Source organism: Pseudomonas xantholysinigenes (assembly GCF_014268885.2).
Classification (GTDB): Bacteria; Pseudomonadota; Gammaproteobacteria; order Pseudomonadales; family Pseudomonadaceae; genus Aquipseudomonas; species Aquipseudomonas xantholysinigenes.
Window position 1 is genome coordinate 3,213,198 of record NZ_CP077095.1, and the last position, 17,719, is coordinate 3,230,916.

Annotated in this window: 14 protein-coding genes, 1 pseudogene and 2 riboswitches; of the genes and pseudogenes, 9 read left to right on the top strand and 6 right to left on the bottom strand. The window is 66.0% G+C overall.

What is annotated here, in order from left to right; genetic code table 11:
- Window positions 1–37 precede the first annotated feature (37 nt).
- From HU772_RS14225 to cobW, 3 genes are read right to left on the bottom strand one after another with little or no spacing between them, the layout of a single operon-like run.
- The gene (locus HU772_RS14225) at window positions 38–1,036 is read right to left on the bottom strand and encodes a magnesium chelatase ATPase subunit I (protein WP_186654589.1); all 999 of its coding nucleotides are present in this window, start codon (window positions 1,034–1,036) and stop codon (window positions 38–40) included.
- Between the two features lie 2 nt (window positions 1,037–1,038).
- Window positions 1,039–4,800: a cobaltochelatase subunit CobN gene (gene cobN, locus HU772_RS14230; RefSeq protein WP_186654571.1), complete on the bottom strand. Its 3,762-nt coding sequence runs from the start codon at window positions 4,798–4,800 to the stop codon at window positions 1,039–1,041.
- Window positions 4,801–4,803: 3 nt separating this feature from the next.
- On the bottom strand, window positions 4,804–5,871 hold the full coding sequence (gene cobW / locus HU772_RS14235) for a cobalamin biosynthesis protein CobW (RefSeq protein ID WP_189664886.1): 1,068 nt from the start codon (window positions 5,869–5,871) through the stop codon (window positions 4,804–4,806).
- A gap of 100 nt (window positions 5,872–5,971) precedes the next feature.
- Window positions 5,972–6,151, bottom strand: a riboswitch (cobalamin riboswitch).
- A 60-nt stretch (window positions 6,152–6,211) separates the two neighbouring features.
- Window positions 6,212–6,380: riboswitch (cobalamin riboswitch) on the top strand.
- A 102-nt stretch (window positions 6,381–6,482) separates the two neighbouring features.
- Here cobW and HU772_RS14240 point away from each other — a divergent pair.
- From HU772_RS14240 to HU772_RS14270, 7 genes are all read left to right on the top strand, one after another.
- Window positions 6,483–6,668: a CbtB domain-containing protein gene (locus HU772_RS14240; RefSeq protein ID WP_186654556.1), complete on the top strand. Its 186-nt coding sequence runs from the start codon at window positions 6,483–6,485 to the stop codon at window positions 6,666–6,668.
- Window positions 6,669–6,678: 10 nt separating this feature from the next.
- Entirely contained in the window at window positions 6,679–7,371 is a 693-nt protein-coding gene (locus HU772_RS14245) for a CbtA family protein (protein WP_186654552.1), read from the top strand.
- 17 nt (window positions 7,372–7,388) lie between these two features.
- Window positions 7,389–7,781 (top strand): cobalamin biosynthesis protein, encoded by a 393-nt coding sequence (locus tag HU772_RS14250; RefSeq protein WP_186655319.1) that lies wholly within the window; start codon window positions 7,389–7,391, stop codon window positions 7,779–7,781.
- Between the two features lie 29 nt (window positions 7,782–7,810).
- On the top strand, window positions 7,811–8,563 hold the full coding sequence (cobM, locus tag HU772_RS14255; protein WP_186654551.1) for a precorrin-4 C(11)-methyltransferase: 753 nt from the start codon (window positions 7,811–7,813) through the stop codon (window positions 8,561–8,563).
- Between the two features lie 63 nt (window positions 8,564–8,626).
- A complete protein-coding gene (locus tag HU772_RS14260) occupies window positions 8,627–8,869 on the top strand; it encodes a DUF1272 domain-containing protein (RefSeq protein ID WP_186655317.1) in 243 nt (80 codons plus the stop codon).
- Between the two features lie 173 nt (window positions 8,870–9,042).
- Entirely contained in the window at window positions 9,043–9,657 is a 615-nt protein-coding gene (locus tag HU772_RS14265; protein ID WP_186654548.1) for a response regulator transcription factor, read from the top strand.
- A 3-nt stretch (window positions 9,658–9,660) separates the two neighbouring features.
- Entirely contained in the window at window positions 9,661–12,942 is a 3,282-nt protein-coding gene (locus HU772_RS14270) for a transporter substrate-binding domain-containing protein (protein ID WP_186654543.1), read from the top strand.
- Here HU772_RS14270 and HU772_RS25285 read toward each other — a convergent pair.
- From HU772_RS25285 to gntR, 3 genes and pseudogenes are all read right to left on the bottom strand, one after another.
- Window positions 12,917–13,486: a methyl-accepting chemotaxis protein gene (locus tag HU772_RS25285; RefSeq protein ID WP_437182440.1), complete on the bottom strand. Its 570-nt coding sequence runs from the start codon at window positions 13,484–13,486 to the stop codon at window positions 12,917–12,919. The genes HU772_RS14270 and HU772_RS25285 overlap by 26 nt on opposite strands.
- A gap of 15 nt (window positions 13,487–13,501) precedes the next feature.
- Window positions 13,502–14,275: pseudogene (locus HU772_RS25290) on the bottom strand (PAS domain-containing protein); the annotation flags it as partial.
- Between the two features lie 171 nt (window positions 14,276–14,446).
- Entirely contained in the window at window positions 14,447–15,466 is a 1,020-nt protein-coding gene (gene gntR, locus HU772_RS14280; protein ID WP_186654530.1) for an HTH-type transcriptional regulator GntR, read from the bottom strand.
- Between the two features lie 207 nt (window positions 15,467–15,673).
- On the opposite strand from gntR, the gene HU772_RS14285 reads away from it, so the two are divergent.
- Window positions 15,674–16,213 carry a gluconokinase gene (locus HU772_RS14285; RefSeq protein WP_186654526.1) on the top strand — a complete coding sequence of 180 codons (540 nt, stop codon included), beginning with the start codon at window positions 15,674–15,676 and terminating at the stop codon, window positions 16,211–16,213.
- 114 nt (window positions 16,214–16,327) lie between these two features.
- Entirely contained in the window at window positions 16,328–17,680 is a 1,353-nt protein-coding gene (locus tag HU772_RS14290; protein ID WP_186654520.1) for a GntP family permease, read from the top strand.
- Window positions 17,681–17,719: the final 39 nt, after the last annotated feature.

Genomic DNA, 17,719 nt, shown 5'->3' on the forward strand with positions numbered 1-17,719 from the left:
CTGGCATCCGTCGCCTGGGCGTTGCGCGCGCGGATGCTCAGGGCTTTTTTGCCCAGTTCGGCACCTCGCGACGAGGCCCGCCGCCCACCAGCTGGGGTGGCAAGGCGCCCCAGTCGCCCTGCCCGGCCTGGAGATCCTGCGCCGGCGACGGCTCGCCCGCCGACGTGGACTGCGGCGCCGGCGCATCCGCACGGCGTCGATGGCGCAAGGCAAACTCAGCCACCGCCTCGACATCCACTTCCTCGATCCGCGTGCCAGCACGCCAGGCCGCATGAGCCCGAGCAGCGCGCAGCCAGACCAGGTCGGCGCGCAGGCCATCGACCCCTGCGGCGAAACAACGCTCGGTAATCCAGGCCAGGGCCTGGTCGTCCAGGGCTATGCCGGCCAGGCGCTCGCGTGCGGCCCGGCAGCGCTCGCGCAAGTCGGCCTGCGCAGCGGCCCAGTCGGCGCAGAAGGCCTCGGGATCGGTGTCAAACGCCAGGCGCCGGCGAATAATCTGTTGGCGTTCCTGCGGGGCCGGCAGGCCCTCGAGGGCGACGTTCAGGCCAAAGCGGTCGAGCAGCTGCGGGCGCAGCTCGCCCTCCTCCGGGTTCATGGTGCCGATCAGTACGAAACGCGCCGCATGACGATGGGAAATGCCATCGCGCTCGACACGGTTGGTACCGCTGGCAGCCACGTCCAGCAGCAGGTCGACCAGTGGATCGGGCAACAAGTTGACCTCGTCCACGTACAGCACGCCCCCATCGGCCTGGGCCAGTACGCCGGGGGAAAAACGGGCCTGGCCCTGGCCCAGCGCGGCATCCAGATCGAGCGTACCGACCAGGCGCTCTTCAGTGGCGCCCAAGGGCAAGGTCACGAACGGGCCATCGCCCAGCAGGTCTGCCAGGCCCCGGGCCAGGGTGCTCTTGGCCATGCCGCGCGGGCCTTCGATCAACACGCCACCGATCTTCGGGTCGATGGCGGTCAGGCACAGGGCCAGTTTGAGATCGTCGGCAGCGACCACGGCCGCCAGGGGAAATTGCACGGGTTCGCTCATGTTCAGCAGTCTTCCTCGCCGTCGAGCAACTGCTGCTCGAGGCTGTCGCGGTATTCGCCCGGCTCCTGCCACAAACCGCGCTGCTGGGCTTCCAGCAGGCGCTCGGTGAGGTCGCGCAGGGCCTCTGGGTTGTGTTCGCGGAGAAAATCACGGGTGCCAGGGTCGAGCACATAGGCATCGGCCAGGCCTTGGTAATGGTGATCGTCGATCAGGTGCGTGGTGGCGTCGAAGGCAAACAGGTTGTCGACTGTCGCCGCCAGCTCGAAGGCGCCTTTATAGCCATGGCGCTTGGCACCGTCGATCCACTTGGGGTTGAGGGCGCGGGCGCGGATCACCCGGTTCAACTCTTCCTTCAAGGTACGGATGCGTGGCCGGTCGGCCTGGCTGTGATCACCGTGGTAACTGGCCCGGGTGGTGCCGGCCAGGGTCTCGGCGGCGGCAAGCATGCCACCCTGGAACTGGTAGTAGTCGTTGGAGTCGAGCAGGTCGTGCTCGTGGTTGTCCTGATTCTGCAGCACCGCCTGCACCTGGGCCAGGCGCTGGGCGAAGCGGGCCCGGGCCGGGGTGCCGTCGTCGCTGGCGCCATAGGCGTAGCCGCCGTGATTGAGGTAGACCTCGGCCAGGTCGTCACGACTGTGCCACAAGCGCCCGTCGATGGCGTTCTGCACCCCGGCGCCGTAGGCACCGGGCTTGGCGCCGAACACCCGCCAACCTGCCTGACGCGCTGCCTGGTCGGCGTCCAGACCCTCGGCGAGTAGGGTTTGCCGCTCGGCACGCACACGGGCGGCCAGCGGGTTCCAGTCGTCCGGCTCGTCCAGCGCCGCCACTGCCTGCACCGCCGCGTCGAACAGACGGATCAGGTTACCGAAGGCATCGCGGAAGAACCCGGACACCCGCAGTGTCACATCCACCCGCGGCCGGTCAAGCAGGCTCAAGGGCAAGATCTCGAAGTCGTCGACCCGCTGGCTGCCGGTGGCCCAGACCGGGCGCACGCCCATCAAGGCCATGGCCTGGGCGATATCGTCACCGCCGGTGCGCATGGTCGCCGTGCCCCACACCGACAGACCCAATTGGCGCAAGTGATCGCCGTGGTCCTGCAGGTGGCGTTCGAGAATCAGGTTGGCCGAGGCGAAGCCCAAGCGCCAGGCCGTGGTGGTGGGCAGGTTGCGCACATCGACGGTATAGAAGTTGCGCCCGGTGGGCAGCACGTCCAGGCGCCCTCGGCTGGGGGCGCCGCTGGGCCCGGCCGGCACGAAGCGTCCCGCCAGGGCCGCCAGCAAGCCATCCATCTCGGCATCACCGCAAGCGTCGAGACGGGGTGCGACATCCGCCACCAGCGCCGCCAGCACTGCTCCCACCGGCTGCCAGCCAGGCGCTTGCGGCAGCTCGACAGCTGCGCTCAACGACTGCTTGATCAAGCTCAATGCCAGCAGTTCCAAGCGTTCGCGGGTATCACCGCAGGTCCGCCACAAGGCGCCGTCCAGCGCCTGCAGCTGCGCGGGGCGCGGCCCGTCCCAGGCCTGGCCAAGGTCGCAATCCAGCGGATCGAAGCCCAGCTCAAGCGCCTTGGCCAGGACACGAATCAAGCTGGCATTACCGCCCTTGCCATCGCCCCGGGCCACCCGCAGCAATGCCAGCAGCGTATCGTCGCGCAAGCGCCCGGCAGGCGACTGGCCGAACACATGCAGGCCATCGCGGATCTGCGATTCCTTGAGGTCGCACAGGTAGGTATCCAGGCGCGGCAGCCACACGGCCGCATCGTCCAGCTGGCCTTCGAGCTGCAATTCGCGGTCGATGTGGTTGCGCTTGAGCAGCTCGAGAATGTCCCGTTGCAGCTCCTGGGCCCGGCGCGGATCAAGCAGCTGGGCTTCGTAGTATTCGTCGGCCAGCTGTTCCAGGTGGCGCAGTGGGCCGTAGCTCTCGGCGCGGGTCAGCGGCGGCATCAGGTGGTCGATGATCACCGCCTGGGTGCGACGCTTGGCCTGGGCGCCTTCGCCTGGGTCGTTGACGATGAACGGGTAGATGTTCGGCAGCGGTCCGAGCAGCGCATCCGGCCAGCACTCGGCGGACAGCCCCACGCCCTTGCCCGGCAGCCACTCCAGGTTGCCGTGCTTGCCGACATGGATCAGCGCATCGGCGGCATAGCCGTTGCGCAGCCAGAAATGGAACGCCAGGTAGCCGTGCGGCGGTACCAGGTCCGGGTCGTGGTACACCGCGCTGTGATCCACCTGATAACCGCGGGCCGGCTGGATGCCGACGAAGGTCAGGCCATAGCGCAAGCCGGCGATCATCATCCGCCCGCTGCGGAACATCGGGTCTTGTTCGGGTGCCCCCCAACGCGCCAGCACGGCACGCTGGTTGGCCTCGGGCAGCGCGGCGAAGGCCGCCTGGTAGTCGGCCAGACTCAGGCTCTGGGCACAGGGGCGTTGATCGAGGTGGTCGAGGTCGTTGGTCACCCCGCCCAGCAGTTGATGAATGAGCGCGGTGCCGCTGTCCGGCAGCCCAGCCACCGGATAGCCCTGCTCCTGCATCGCCTTGAGGATATTCAACGCGGCGCCAGGGGTATCCAGGCCGACCCCGTTGCCGATGCGCCCGTCACGGGTCGGGTAGTTGGCCAGCACCAGCGCCACGCGCTTTTCCTGGTTGTCCAGGCGCGCCAGCGTCACCCAGCGCCGCGCCAGTTCGGCGACGAAGTCCATGCGCTCGGGGTGGGCGCGGTAACAGACCACGTCGGACTGGCTGCGCTCGCTGCGCCAGGCCAGGTCCTTGAAACTCACCGGGCGCGTGATGATGCGCCCGTCCAGCTCGGGCAAGGCGATGTGCATGGCCAGGTCGCGCGCGCCCAGGCCCTGCTCGCTCTGCTCCCAACCGGGCTGGTTGTCCTGGGCGCAGATGGCCTGCAACACCGGCACGTCGCGACGCAGCGGCCTCAGGTTGGGTTGCTCGGGGCTGGACAGGGCAAAGCCGGTGGTGTTGATCACCACCTCGGCCTGCACCTCATCGAGCCAGGCTTCGACCTGCCCCAGGCAGGCGCTCTCCTTGAGGCTGGCCACGGCGATCGGCAACGGATTGAGCCCGCACGCTTGCAAGCGCTGGCAGAACACATCGATGAACGCCGTGTTGGCCGCCTGCAGGTGCGAGCGGTAGAACAGCAGCGGTGCCACCGGGTACTCGGGGTTCCACTCGCCGTACCAATCCTGCAACTGGGCACTGGGCCGTGACGGGTGATAGACCGCCGTGCGCGGCAGCGGCTGGGGCTCTTCCCAGGCGTAGTCACGCCCCAGCCATTGACTGGCCAGGCAGTTGAACAGGTTGATCGCGTTGGCCTTGCCGCCTTGGCGCAGGTAGTGCCACAGGCGTTCTGCCTGGGCACCACGCACCGTGCCCAGATCGGTGAGTTCCGGGTCCGGGCGGTCGTCGCCCGGCACCAGGATCAGCTGCACGCCACGACTGGCTAGCGCCACCAGTTGTTCTACGCCATAGCGCCAGTAGCCGACGCCGCCGTGCAGCGACACCAGGATCACCTTGGCATGGCGCAGCACCTGGTCGACATACAGGTCGACCGAGGCGTGGTTCTGCACCTGCATAGGGTTGGCCAGGCGTACGCTGGGAAAATCGTTTGGCAACTGCTCGGCGGTTTCGGCGAGCAGTGCCAGGTGGGAGTCGCCGCTGCAGAGAATCACCAGCTCGGCGGGGGTCTGGCCAAGGTCGGCGATGCTGTCGTCCGGCACGAAGCCGCCGGGCTGGGTCCGCAGCAGGTGCATGGGTCAGGCGCCCAGGGCCTGGCGCAGGCGCGCTTCCAGTTGCACGGCGTCGAGGTCCTGACCGATCAGCACCAGGCGGGTGATGCGCGGCTCGTCGCTGCGCCAGGCGCGGTCGAAGTGCTTGTCGAAACGCGTGCCCACGCCCTGGATCAGCAGGCGCATCGGCTTGCCGGGAATGGCGGCAAAACCCTTGGCGCGCAGGATGCCGAATTCGCCGACCAGCTGGGTCAGGGCATCGAGCAGCAGGCTTTCGTCGGCCTCGGGCAGATCGATGGAGATCGAGTCGAAGGCATCATGATCGTGATCGTCGTGATCATCGCCGTCGTGGTGCGAATCGTGGTGGGTGCGGCGACCGTCGATATGCGCCTCGGATTCGGCCCCCACGCCCAGCAGCACGTCGAGCGGCAGGCGGCCACTGCTGGCCTCGATCACCTTGACCGCCGGCGGCAGTTCCTCGGCCACCTCGGCACGCACCTTGGCCAGGCCGGCGGCGTCGATCAGGTCGGCCTTGTTCAGCACCACCAGGTCGGCGCTGGCCAACTGGTCGGCGAACAGCTCGTGCAGCGGCGACTCGTGATCCAGGTTGGGGTCGAGCTTGCGCTGCGCGTCGACCTGGTCCGGGTAGGCGGCGAAGGTGCCAGCGGCCACGGCCGGGCTATCGACCACGGTGATCACCGCATCGACGGTGCAGGCGTTGCGGATTTCCGGCCATTGGAAGGCCTGCACCAAAGGCTTGGGCAGGGCCAGGCCGCTGGTTTCGATCAGGATATGGTCGAGGTCGCCACGGCGCGCCACCAACTCACGCATCACCGGGAAGAACTCTTCCTGCACGGTGCAGCACAGGCAGCCGTTGGCCAGCTCGAAGACTCGGCCGAGCGCCTCTTCCTCGGTGCAGCCGATGCTGCACTGCTTGAGGATCTCGCCGTCGATGCCCAGCTCGCCGAATTCATTGACGATCACCGCGATACGGCGGCCTTGGGCGTTGTCGAGCATGTGGCGGAGCAAGGTGGTCTTGCCCGAGCCGAGGAAGCCGGTGACGATGGTGACGGGGAGCTTGGCCAGTGTTTTCATGTCGCGTTGCCCTTGGCGGCTATGGCGCGGGCATGCGGGACGGCGGCCGCGGCCATGCTGGCCGGGCGCGTTCGCCACCGGATCACCCCGCCCGGTTGAAAGTCGAAAACGTCGCGAGGCAGGTCTCCTGGCTTGCACCCGTCCGGCGCCTTCCCGCGCGCCTGCGCAGTGGCCTGTGCCGAACCTTTCAGTGCTTACAGTTGCGGGGGCAGCCGCGGCTTGTACCGCGTTCCCGTCTTAGCTCAGGCCAGGCCTGAGAACCTCGAAGCGGCAAGGCTACGCATCCACCCGACAGCGGTCAACCGCCGCCGCGATTGACGCCGGCTACGCCCCGTGATTTGCTAGCGCACTGCCCTCAGGTGCCCCATTGGGGTGAAACGGGAAACCGGTGCGTCGCGCGGCCTTGGAACCAAGCCCCGACAAAGCCGGTGCTGCCCCCGCAACGGTAAGCGACCGGAGCCCTGCTCCGCCTCGCCAGCCCGGAGACCGGCCTGTGGTGCTCGATGAACAACCCCGCGGTGGGCGGGTGCTGTCGCTTGCCCTGGGCCCTCCGCGCCCGGGGGCGTCGCGCTTGCCCGTTGCCCAAAACAAAAGCAGCAGAGGAACGCGTCATGCCCATCACCAGTGCCAAACACAGCCTCGCCACCCCCGTCAGCCTCAGCCAGCGCATGCTCGTCGCCGTGGGTGCCAGCCTGCTGGGCCTGTGCCTGGTGTACTTCGCGGGCTTCTCGCACATCGAAGCGGTGCACAACGCCGCCCACGACACCCGCCACAGCGCCGCCTTCCCCTGCCACTGAGTACGCCCGCATGATTACGCGCATCGCCCGCACCGCGGGTTTCAGCGGGCTGCTGGCCGCCCTGCTGCTGACCCTGCTGCAAAGTTTCTGGGTCGCCCCGCTGATTCTCCAGGCGGAAACCTTCGAGAACGCCGGCCCAGTCGCCGAACATCACGAACACGACGAGGCCCCCGGCCACAGCCATGAGCACAGTGCCGAGGCCTGGGCGCCGGAAGATGGCTGGCAGCGCGTGCTGTCGACCACCGGCGGCAACCTGGTGGTGGCAGTCGGCTTCGCCCTGATCCTCGCCGCGTTGTACAGCCTGCGCGAGCCAGGCCGTACCGCCACGGGTGCGCTGTGGGGCCTGGCTGGCTTCGCGGTGTTCTGCCTGGCGCCGACTCTGGGCCTGCCTCCCGAGCTACCCGGGACCGCGGCCGCCGACCTCGGCCAGCGCCAGACCTGGTGGATCGGCACCGCAGCCGCCACGGCAGCCGGCCTGGCCTTGCTGGTGTTTGGCCGGCATTGGCTGCTCAAGGCCCTGGGTGTGGTCTTGCTGGTAGCCCCCCATGTGGTCGGCGCACCGCAGCCTGCGGTGCATGAAAGCCTCGCGCCGGAAGCCCTGGCCACTCAGTTCAAGATCGCTTCGTGGCTGACCAACGCCGCGTTCTGGCTGGCCCTGAGCCTGCTCAGCGCCTGGCTGTTCCGCCGCGCCCGCCAGGCCTGATGCACGAGCTCAGCCAAGTGCCCGCGCTGTACGCGGGCTTCGGCTGTCGCCGTGGCTGCCCCGTCGAGACCCTGGCGGTGCTGTTGCGCAGAACCCTGGCCAACCATGCCCTGCCCCATTCGGCCCTGCGCGCCATCGCCAGCATCGACACCAAGGCCCGCGAGCCGGGCCTGCTGGCCCTGGCCGAGCGACTCGGCGTGCCCTTCGTCTGTTTCGACGCCACGCACCTGCTCGCCTTCGAACCCTTGCTCAGCCAACGCTCGGCCATCGCCTTTGCCCAGACCGGTTGCTGGGGCGTGGCCGAAAGCGCCGCGCTGGCCCTGGCCTCGCGCGCGTCGTCGCAACCCAGGCTGCAGGTACCACGGCAAGTCCTTGCCGGCGCTACCCTGGCACTGGCGTTCGGCGGATAATCCGCCTTCATTATCTGCAAGGAGCCGCCATGACGGTCTACTTCATCGGCGCCGGCCCCGGCGATCCGGAACTGATCACGGTCAAGGGCCAGCGCCTGATTCGCCAGTGTCCGGTCATCATCTACGCAGGCTCCCTGGTCCCGCCGGCGGTACTCGAAGGCCATAGCGCACGGACAGTGCTCAACAGCGCGGAACTGCACCTGGAGCAGATCATCGACGCCATGCGCCAGGCCCATGCCGAGGGCCTGGACGTGGCCCGAGTGCACAGTGGCGATCCCAGCCTGTATGGCGCCATCGGCGAACAGATTCGTCATTTGCGGGCACTGGGCATCGACTACCAGATCATCCCTGGGGTCACCGCCACCGCCGCCAGCGCCGCACTGCTAGGCTGCGAACTAACCCTGCCGGACGTCGCCCAGACCGTCATCCTTACCCGCTACGGCGACAGCTCGCCGATGCCGCCCGGCGAACAACTGGCCGACCTGGCCCGGCACGGCAGCACCTTGGCCATCCACCTGGGGGTCAAGCACCTGCCAAGGATCGTCGATGAACTGCTGCCGCACTATGGAGCCACTTGTCCGATCGCGGTGGTGCACCGCGCCACCTGGCCGGACCAGGACTGGGTCAGCGCAACCCTGGCTGACATCGTCGAACGGGTCGCGGAAAAAGGCTTTCGCCGCACCGCGCTGATCCTGGTAGGCCATGTGCTGGGCGATGCGCCGTTCTCCGAGTCGGCGCTGTACCGCGCCGGGCACGCGCACCTGTACCGCCAAGGCCACTGAGGCGATTGCCGCCGGGGCGGCGGCGTTGCACACTGCACACACCCCGCCAACGGAATGCCTGCCATACTCGAACTACGCCCCAACTGCGAATGCTGCGACCGCGATCTACCGGCAGAAAGCCCGGATGCGCTGATCTGCTCCTTCGAGTGCACCTTCTGCCGCACCTGCAACGGCCGCCACTTCCAGGGGCAGTGCCCCAATTGTGGCGGGCAACTGGTGGCTCGCCCTACCCGCACAGGCAATGCCTTGCTCAACAACCCGGCGGCTACCCAGCGGGTCAACAAGCCACACACTGTTTGCACCTGACATGAATTTGTAGGAATTTTCAACAAGCACACGAAGGTTTTTCAACAGGCCTATACTCGCCTATTACCAAGGCTCCTGATTGTCCGTAAGGTGCGCGCAGCCCAGTTGGCCCACCGCCTTGCGTATGCAATAGAACGCAGGATGCGGGCTGCACTTTGACAGGAGTTCCCCAAATGACATCCGTGTTGCTGGTTGATGACCACCACATTGTTCGATTGGCCGTACGCATGCTGCTTGAACGTGAACGCTTCACCGTCGTGGGTGAGACCGGCAGCGGTAAGGAGGCCGCGCGCCTGGCCAGGGAAACCAAGGCCGAAGTGGTCATCCTCGATATCGGCCTGCCCGACCTCGATGGCATGGAGGTGATCAAGCGCCTCAAGCTACTGGAGCCCGCGCCGAGGATCATGGCCCTCACCGGCCAACCTGCCGACCTATACGTGCGCCGTTGCATGGACGCAGGCATCTCTGCGTTCGTCAACAAGGATGAAGACCTCGATGCCTTGGTGTTCGCCCTCAAGGCCTTGGTCAAAGGCTACTCGACCTTTCCACAGATGGCGCTCAACAGCAATACGCTGGAGAGCGAAAGCGAGCGCCTGCGGCTTTTGTCCAATCGCGAGATGGAGGTACTGCGCCGCCTCAGCGGCGGCCAGTCCAACAAATTCATCGGCGAGCAGATGAACCTCAGCGCCAAGACCATCAGCACCTACCGCGGCCGCATCATGGAGAAGCTCAAAGTCGAGTCGTTGGTGGAAATGGTCGACCTGGCCAAACGTAACCACGTGGTCTGAGCGATGACCGGGCGCACACTGCTGTGCCTGTTGCTGGCCCTGTTGTCGCCATTGCCCGCCACTGCCGAGGTACAAAGCGAAAACCGCCAACTGTTGGCACGGGCATTGAGCGCAGCGTCACCATTGCAACTCGACGACGCGGATCGCCGCTGGCTCGAAATGCGCGCCGGCCTGGTACTGGGCAGCTCGCGCCCCGACTATCCACCGTTCGACATCAACACCAGCCAGGCCGACTACGAGGGCCTGAGTGCCGACTACGCAGGGCTGATTGGCGAGCAACTGGGGGTACCGATCAAAGTCCGGCGCTATGCCAGCCGGGCCTTGGCGCTGACGGCACTACGCGCCGGCGAGATCGACCTGCTCGGCACCTCCAACGCTTTCGAGGCCAACGATGCAGGGCTGACCCTGAGCCAGCCGTATGCCGACGACCTGCCGGTGATCGCCTCGCGCCACGCGCGCGCAGGGTACGAAGACAGCAACCTGGCCGGCCTGCAACTGGCGATGGTCGACCATTACCTGCCCATGCAGACCGTGCAACAGCTGTTTCCCCAGGCGCAGTTGCGCCTCTACCGTTCGACCCTGGCCGGTATCGCGGCCGTGGCCCTTGGCCAAGCGGATGCCTACCTGGGGGACGCCATCAGCACCGATTACGTGATCGCCAAGGGGTACCAGGGGTTCGTCAAGGTCGATCAGTTCGTCAAGGCCCCCGCCAGTACCTTCGCGTTCGCCGTGTCCCGTGACAACCCACGCCTGCTGAAACTGGTAAACCTTGCCCTGGGCCGAATCGCCGACAGCGAGCGCCTGAATATCCTGCGCCGCTGGACCAGTGGCAGCACTAGCATCCTGCTCGACCGCCGCCTGGCCGCGCTGACGCCGGAGGAGCGCGCCTGGATCGAGCAGCACCGCCAGGTCAAGGTCATGATCAATACCACCCTGGCGCCATTGAGCTTTACCGACAGCCAGCAGCAACCCCGTGGCATCGCCCTCGACCTGCTGGAGCGCATCAGCCTGCGCACCGGCCTGCAATTCCAGATCGTCGAGTCCGAATCCTTCCAGGACATGGTCGAACAGACCGCTCGCGGCCAGGTCGACATGATCGGCGCCATCGGCTACGGCATCCACCGCGCCCTGCGCCTGCGCTACAGCCGCCCCTACATGATCAGTCCGCGGGTACTGGTCACCCGGCAAAACGCACCACCACTGATTGGCGACCACCCCCTGAGCGGCTTGCGGGTGGCACTGCTGCGCGGATCACCGCTGCGTGATGGCCTGGAGCGCCAGGCCATCGGCATCCGTGTGGTGGAAGTGGAGAACCCGCTGCAACTGATGGAGGCGGTAGCCAACGGCGATGCCGACGTGGCGATCAGCTCGCACATCAACGCCGCCTACTTCATCAACCAGGTGTTCAAAGGCCGCCTCAAGATCGCCGGGCTGCAAGGCGACGAGCCGGCACTGGCGGCGTTCGCCGTGAGCCCGGGGCAGCCGCAACTGCAGGCGATCCTTGACAAGGCCCTGCTGAGCATCCCACCGGATGAGCTGGAACAGTTGGTCAATCGCTGGCGCACCAATGCCGTGGTCAGCGACAGCCCCTGGGCCAACTACCGCACCCTGGCCTTGCAAGTGCTGGTGCTGGCCGCCTTGCTGCTGGCCGGCGTGGTGTTCTGGAACACCTACCTGCGCAAACTGATTCACCAACGCACCGAAGCCCAACGTGCCCTGCAGGAACAGTTAGCGCTCAGCCGCGGCCTGCTGGAACAATTGCGTCAGGCCAAGGACGACGCCGAACGAGCCAGCCAGGCGAAAAGCACGTTTCTGGCGGTCATGAGCCATGAAATACGCACGCCGATGAATGCGGTCATCGGTTTGCTCGAACTCGCCCTGGAAGACAGCCACCACGGACGCAGCGACAGTCACGCCCTGAAAACCGCCCACGACTCGGCGCTTGGCCTGCTCGACCTTATCGGCGATATCCTCGACATCTCCCGCATCGAGTCTGGTCATATGACCTTGCAGCCACAACCCGTGGATCTGCTCGAACTCATTCGCTCGACGTTGCGGGTGTTCGAAGGCAATGCGCGCGCCAAGGGTCTGCCGCTGCGCGCCGTCCTGCCCGAGACGCCCTGCTGGGTGCGGGCCGACACCTTGCGACTCAAGCAAGTGCTGTCCAACCTGATCAGCAATGCCATCAAGTTCACCGACCAGGGCCAGGTCGAGGTGACGCTCTGCGTCACACCACTCGACACACAACAACTGAGGGTCACACTGCAGGTCCGCGACAGCGGCATGGGCATCAGCGCCGCCAACCAGGCACGCCTGTTCAACGCCTTCGCCCAGGCCGATGGCCGTCAAGCTCGCCAGGGCGCAGGGCTGGGCCTGGTGATCAGCCGCGAACTGTGCGAGTTGATGGGCGGGCAGTTGACGCTGCAAAGCCTCGAAGGCCTCGGCACCCAGGTCGAAGTCCAGCTCACCTTGCCATCCAGCGCCGCGCCCAGCGACGAGTCCGCGCCAGGCCTTCCCTCGCAGACTACCGTCGGGCCGCTGCAAGTCCTGGTGGTCGATGACTATCCAGCCAACCTGCTGTTGCTCGAGAAACAACTGAACTCGTTGGGACATCAGGTCGTGCTGGCCGACCAAGGCGAGGCCGCCCTGGCACTGTGGCAGGCCAGCCGGTTCGATATAGTGCTCACCGATTGCAGCATGCCGGTGATGGACGGTCATCAACTGACCTTGCGTATTCGCGCCCTGGAACAGCAAGGCTCGCAGCCCGCCTGTCGCATCATCGGCATCACCGCCAATGCCCAGGCTGAAGAGCGCCAGCGCTGCCTGGACAGTGGCATGGACGACTGTCTGTTCAAGCCGGTCAGCCTGCAGGCGCTGAGAAGCGTCCTGGCACAGCTCCACCAGGGCACCCAGGCGCCATCCCTCCCCGAGCCACGCGCCTCAGGCTTCGACCTGGAGCAACTGCGTCACCTGACCCAGGACGACGAGCAGTTGATCATACGCCTGCTGGAACAGCTGGCGGCCAGCAATGCCGAAGACCTGCGGGCCTTGCGTGCGCTGGGCGAAACGCCGTCGGCCGAAGCCCTGGGCCCGGTCGTGCACCGGATCAAGGGCGGCGCCAAAATGCTCAAGGTCAGGACCCTGGTGCAGGATTGCGAAGCCCTGGAGCAGGCTATCGCCCACCACCAGCCGTACAGCTCGTTGCTCGAGCGCCTGCATGCCAGCCTGGACACTCTCGAGCGGGAGTTACGCCAGGGCCTCAGTGCAATTGCAGGGTCGAACTGATTTGGCTGATGGCGTCCACCACGTGCCGTGAACCCTGCTGGATTTCCATGATCACCGTACCGGCCTCGTTGGCCAGCTCCACCCCCAGTCCGGTACGGGTCAGGCTCGACTGCATGCTCGCCACCGCGGTCAACGACAAATCGTGGTTCTGCCGCACCACTTCGACGATTTCCAAGGTGGCCTTGCTGGTACGCGCCGCCAGGTTGCGCACCTCGTCGGCGACCACGGCGAACCCTCGACCGTACTCGCCGGCACGGGCCGCCTCGATCGCCGCGTTCAGTGCCAACAGGTTGGTCTGGTCGGCAATACCGCGAATGGTCAAGACGATCTGCCCGATGGCCTCCGACTGCTTGCTCACCGCATCGATACTTTGCGCGGCCTGGTTGAGCTCGGCGGAGATCTGCTCGATCACCTGCACAGTCTGCTGCACCACCTGGGTGCCCTTGCGCGCGCAGGCATCGGTCTGCACCGAACTGGCATGGGCGGCGTCAGCGGCAGTTTGCTGGGTGCTGACCTGATTGGTGATGTCGCTGGCGAACTTCACGACTTTATAAAGGCGCCCCTTGTTGTCGAAGATCGGGTTATAGGACGCCTCCAGATAGACGGTCTGGCCCTGCTTGTTGACCCGCTCGAAGCGATGCGAATGGTACTCGCCACGGTTGAGCGAAGCCCAGAAATCGCGGTACTGCGCCGACTCGCGTTCATGGGGCAGGCAAAACAGGCCGTGGTGACGGCCCACCACCTCGTCCAGGCGATAGCCCATGGTATCGAGGAAGTTCTGGTTGGCCTTGATCACCCGCCCCGCCGGGGTGAACTCGATCACCGCCATGGAGCGACCGATGGCCTTGAGCAGGCTTTCGCTCTCGTGCTCTTCATTGACATGACGGGTAATGTCGGAGGCCACCTTGATCACGCTGGTGACCTGCTGGCGCTCGTCGATCACCGGCATGTAGCTGGCCTCCAACCAGACTTCGCGGCCAGCCTTGTCGAGGCGTTCGAAGGTACCGCTGATGGCCTTGCCCTGCCCCAGCTCACGCCAAAGTTGCTGGTATTCGGCGCTCTTGGCATAGGCCGGGTCGCAGAAGATACGGTGGTGCTTGCCACGGATCTCGTCGGCGCTGTAGCCCATGGTGTTGCAGAAATGCTCGTTCACGTCGAGGATCGTGCCGTCCGGCGCGAACTCGATCATCGCCATGGAACGGCTGATCGCCGCCAGCTTCGCCTCCATGCCCGCCAAGGCCTGGCGGCAGCGCTGGATCTCGACCAGATCGGACTTGCGATGGTATTCGAACATGAGCCGAGGCTCCTTCTGCTCTGGGATGAACCTGAGCATAGATCGGCGTTTTCGCCGTGCAAGCGATCTGATATCACTTTTGGATTAGATATTTGTGGCCGTTTGTCTGGTGGTTTTCAGCGGGTGATCTGGCCCCTGCCCAGCAGGAGCCAACCATGCTGACGAACCAGGCACGGTGGTCGGTGGCAGCGGCCCGCCGGCCCCATGGGTTCAGGAACTCTCGCGTACCACCAACTCGAATCCCAGGTCCTGCTGTCCATCCGCTCCACGCTTGCCATCGAGCATCCCCAACAACGCCTGCGCCGCGCCTCGGCCGACCGCCGCCCGCGGCGTGCGAATAGAGGTCAGACGCGGCACCATGTGCGCAGAAGCCGGCAAATCGTTGAAGCCGACCATCGCCACCTGGCGAGGTACTTCGACCCCTTGACGCAAAGCTTGCAGAATAGCGCCCTGGGCCAGGTCGTCGTTGCAGAAGAAGATGCCATCGACATCCGGCGCGCGGGCCAGCAGCCGGCTGAACAGCTCCCCACCCAGGCCAATCGAGGACGGTAGCGGATCGAGCATCTCCAGTTCGGGGGCTTGCAGACCGGCTTCGGCCAGCGCCTGGCGGAACCCCTCGGCCCGCTGCATCACCCGTGGATCCAACTGCGCAGCGATGAAGCCCAGGCGTCGCCGCCCCCGTTCGATCAGATGACGTGCCGCCGCGCGTCCGGCCTCGTGCTGGGAGAAACCGACCGACAAGGCGCCCGCCTCCCCGCCGAGTTCCATCATGTGCACGCAGGGCACCTGGCTGGCCGCCAGCATCTGCCGCGATGCTTCGCTGCGCTCGAAACCGGTCAGCAGGATGCCGCACGGCTGGTATGCCAGGTAGTTGCGGATCAGGTTCTCTTCCTCGGCGGTGTCGTAGTGGTAGTTGCCGATCAGCACTTCCAGGCCGCGGGGGCGCATCACCTCGTGGATGGCCTCGAGGGTGTCGATGAACAGCTGGTTGGACAGTGACGGGATCAGCACCACCACCGACTGGCTGCGCGCCGAGGCCAGCGCGCGCGCCGCCGGGTTGGCGACATAGCCCAGGCTGGCCGCCGCGGCCATGACCTTCTGCGCCAGTTCCGGCGCGACCGTGCTGACGCCGCGCAGGGCGCGGGAGGCAGTGATGGGGGAAACCCCGGAAAGCCTGGCGACTTCAGCCAGGGTGGGACGACCGGTAGTGCGCGAGCCTGTGCGGGACATGTGAGTTGTAATTTTATCACTTGCAGGAATGGGGAACGGTCACTAAGGTAGCGCTGTCTCTGAATGCAGGCAATGCAATCTTGGTAGCAGGCATGCGTTCAGCGTCCATACTGCCAAAGACAAGATCAATAACACCCGGGAGGGTGGCGCACGACTTTCGGCTTGTCCCGGCCAAGACAGCGCTATCTCACCCAGCAGGAGGTACAGATGAACCCTTCCCTGTCCGCGATCGTGGTCATGGGCGTGGCCGGCTGCGGCAAGAGCAGCGTTGGCGCCGCCATCGCCACCCGCAGCGGCGGCCGCCTGATCGAAGGCGATGCCTTCCACCCTGCCGCGAACATCGCCAAGATGAGTGCCGGCATTCCCCTGGACGACGACGACCGCGCCGGCTGGCTGGTGCGCCTGGGCCAGGAGCTGCAAGACACCCTGGCCGCTGGCGAGCGTCCGATCCTGACCTGCTCGGCCCTCAAGCGCCGCTACCGCGAAACCCTGCGCCAGGCTGTGCCCGGACTGTGCTTCGTGTTCCTTGAACTGACCCCGCAGGAAGCCGAGAAGCGCGTACTGGCCCGTCCCGGCCACTTCATGCCGGCCAGCCTGATCGACAGCCAGTTCGCCGCGCTGGAGCCGCCGCACGCCGAACCCCTGACCCTGGCCCTGGATGCCACCCGCCCGCTGATTACGCTGGCCGAGGACGTGCACCAATGGCTAAAGCCTTGCGGTGAGCAGGGGCTGGCGCGGACTGCCTGATCCGGCGGTTTTTCCAGCTCACCAAAGACAGCGCTGTCTACATGCCTCTCAAGACGCAATGACGCAAGACACGCGACACCAAAACAACAACGAAAAGACCGAGGTTCACGAACCATGTTCGGACTGGCTACCGATACTTTCCTGTTGCTCGACGCACTGGTCACCATCGTCGGGCTCATCCTGCTGATCACCCATTTCAAGGTCCACCCCTTCGTCGCCCTGACCCTGGCCGCGGGCTTTCTCGGCCTGACCTCCGGCATGCCGGTGGCCAAGGTGATGAAGTCGTTCCAGGACGGCTTCGGCGGCGTGCTCGGCTTCGTCGGCATCGTCCTGGCCCTGGGCACCATGCTCGGCAAGCTGATGGCCGACTCCGGCGGCGCCGACCAGATCGCGCAGACATTGATCCGCGCCTTCGGCAAGCAGAAGGTGCACTGGGCAATGATGTTCGCCGCTTTCCTGGTGGGCATCCCGCTGTTCTTCGAGATCGGCTTCGTGCTGCTGATCCCGCTGGTGTTCATCGTCGCCCGCCGCTCCGGCGTGTCGCTGGTGAAGATCGGCATCCCGCTGCTGGCCGGCCTGTCCGTGGTCCACGGCCTGGTGCCGCCGCACCCGGGCCCGTTGCTGGCGATCGGCATCTTCCACGCCGATATCGGCAAGACCATCTTCTATGGCCTGCTGGTGGCCCTGCCCACTGCGATTATCGCCGGCCCCTTGTTCGGTAACTTCATCTCGCGCTACATCCCGGGCAACCCGTCCCAGGAGCTGATGGACCAGATCGCCCGCGAGTCGGACCAGCAGAACCTGCCGAGCTTCAGCGTGACCCTGATCACCGTGCTGCTGCCGGTGGCGCTGATGCTGCTCAAGACCTTCGCCGACGTGGTACTGCCCGCCGAGCACATCGTGCGCCAGTGGATGGACCTGATCGGCCACCCGATCACCGCCCTGCTCGCTGCCCTGCTGCTGGCCTTCTACACCTTCGGTTCGGCGCGCGGCTTCAACCGCCAGCAGATCATGAAGATGCTCGACCAGAGCCTGGCGCCCACCGCGGCCATCGTGCTGATCGTCGGCGCCGGCGGCGGCTTCAAGCAGATGCTGGTGGACACCGGTGTCGGCAACGTGATCGGGCAGATGGCGGTGCAGGCCGAAATCTCGCCGATCCTGCTGGCCTGGCTGGTGGCAGCGGTGATCCGCATCGCCACCGGTTCGGCGACCGTGGCCACCATCACCGGCGCGGGTATCGTCGCCCCGGTGATCGACCTGGTCCCCGGCGTGAACCGTGAACTGCTGGTGCTGGCCACCGGCGCCGGTTCGCTGATCCTGTCCCACGTCAACGACGCCGGGTTCTGGCTGGTCAAGCAATACTTCAACATGACCGTGGCTGAGACTTTCAAGACCTGGAGCATGATGGAAACCATCCTCTCGGTGGTCGGCATCATCTTCATCATGTTGCTGTCGATGGTGGTGTGACCGTCGGTCGCCATGATGGCACCTTGCTGACGGGCCACA

Bases quoted from the DNA above. Each gene is read 5' to 3' on its own strand.
- cobM (WP_186654551.1), top strand. From the start codon at position 7,811: ATGACGGTCTACTTCATCGGCGCCGGCCCCGGCGATCCGGAACTGATC.
- cobW (WP_189664886.1), bottom strand. From the start codon at position 5,871: ATGAAAACACTGGCCAAGCTCCCCGTCACCATCGTCACCGGCTTCCTC.
- HU772_RS14270 (WP_186654543.1), top strand. From the start codon at position 9,661: ATGACCGGGCGCACACTGCTGTGCCTGTTGCTGGCCCTGTTGTCGCCA.
- cobN (WP_186654571.1), bottom strand. From the start codon at position 4,800: ATGCACCTGCTGCGGACCCAGCCCGGCGGCTTCGTGCCGGACGACAGC.
- HU772_RS14265 (WP_186654548.1), top strand. From the start codon at position 9,043: ATGACATCCGTGTTGCTGGTTGATGACCACCACATTGTTCGATTGGCC.
- HU772_RS14290 (WP_186654520.1), top strand. From the start codon at position 16,328: ATGTTCGGACTGGCTACCGATACTTTCCTGTTGCTCGACGCACTGGTC.
- HU772_RS14285 (WP_186654526.1), top strand. From the start codon at position 15,674: ATGAACCCTTCCCTGTCCGCGATCGTGGTCATGGGCGTGGCCGGCTGC.
- HU772_RS14225 (WP_186654589.1), bottom strand. From the start codon at position 1,036: ATGAGCGAACCCGTGCAATTTCCCCTGGCGGCCGTGGTCGCTGCCGAC.
- HU772_RS14240 (WP_186654556.1), top strand. From the start codon at position 6,483: ATGCCCATCACCAGTGCCAAACACAGCCTCGCCACCCCCGTCAGCCTC.
- HU772_RS14245 (WP_186654552.1), top strand. From the start codon at position 6,679: ATGATTACGCGCATCGCCCGCACCGCGGGTTTCAGCGGGCTGCTGGCC.
- gntR (WP_186654530.1), bottom strand. From the start codon at position 15,466: ATGTCCCGCACAGGCTCGCGCACTACCGGTCGTCCCACCCTGGCTGAA.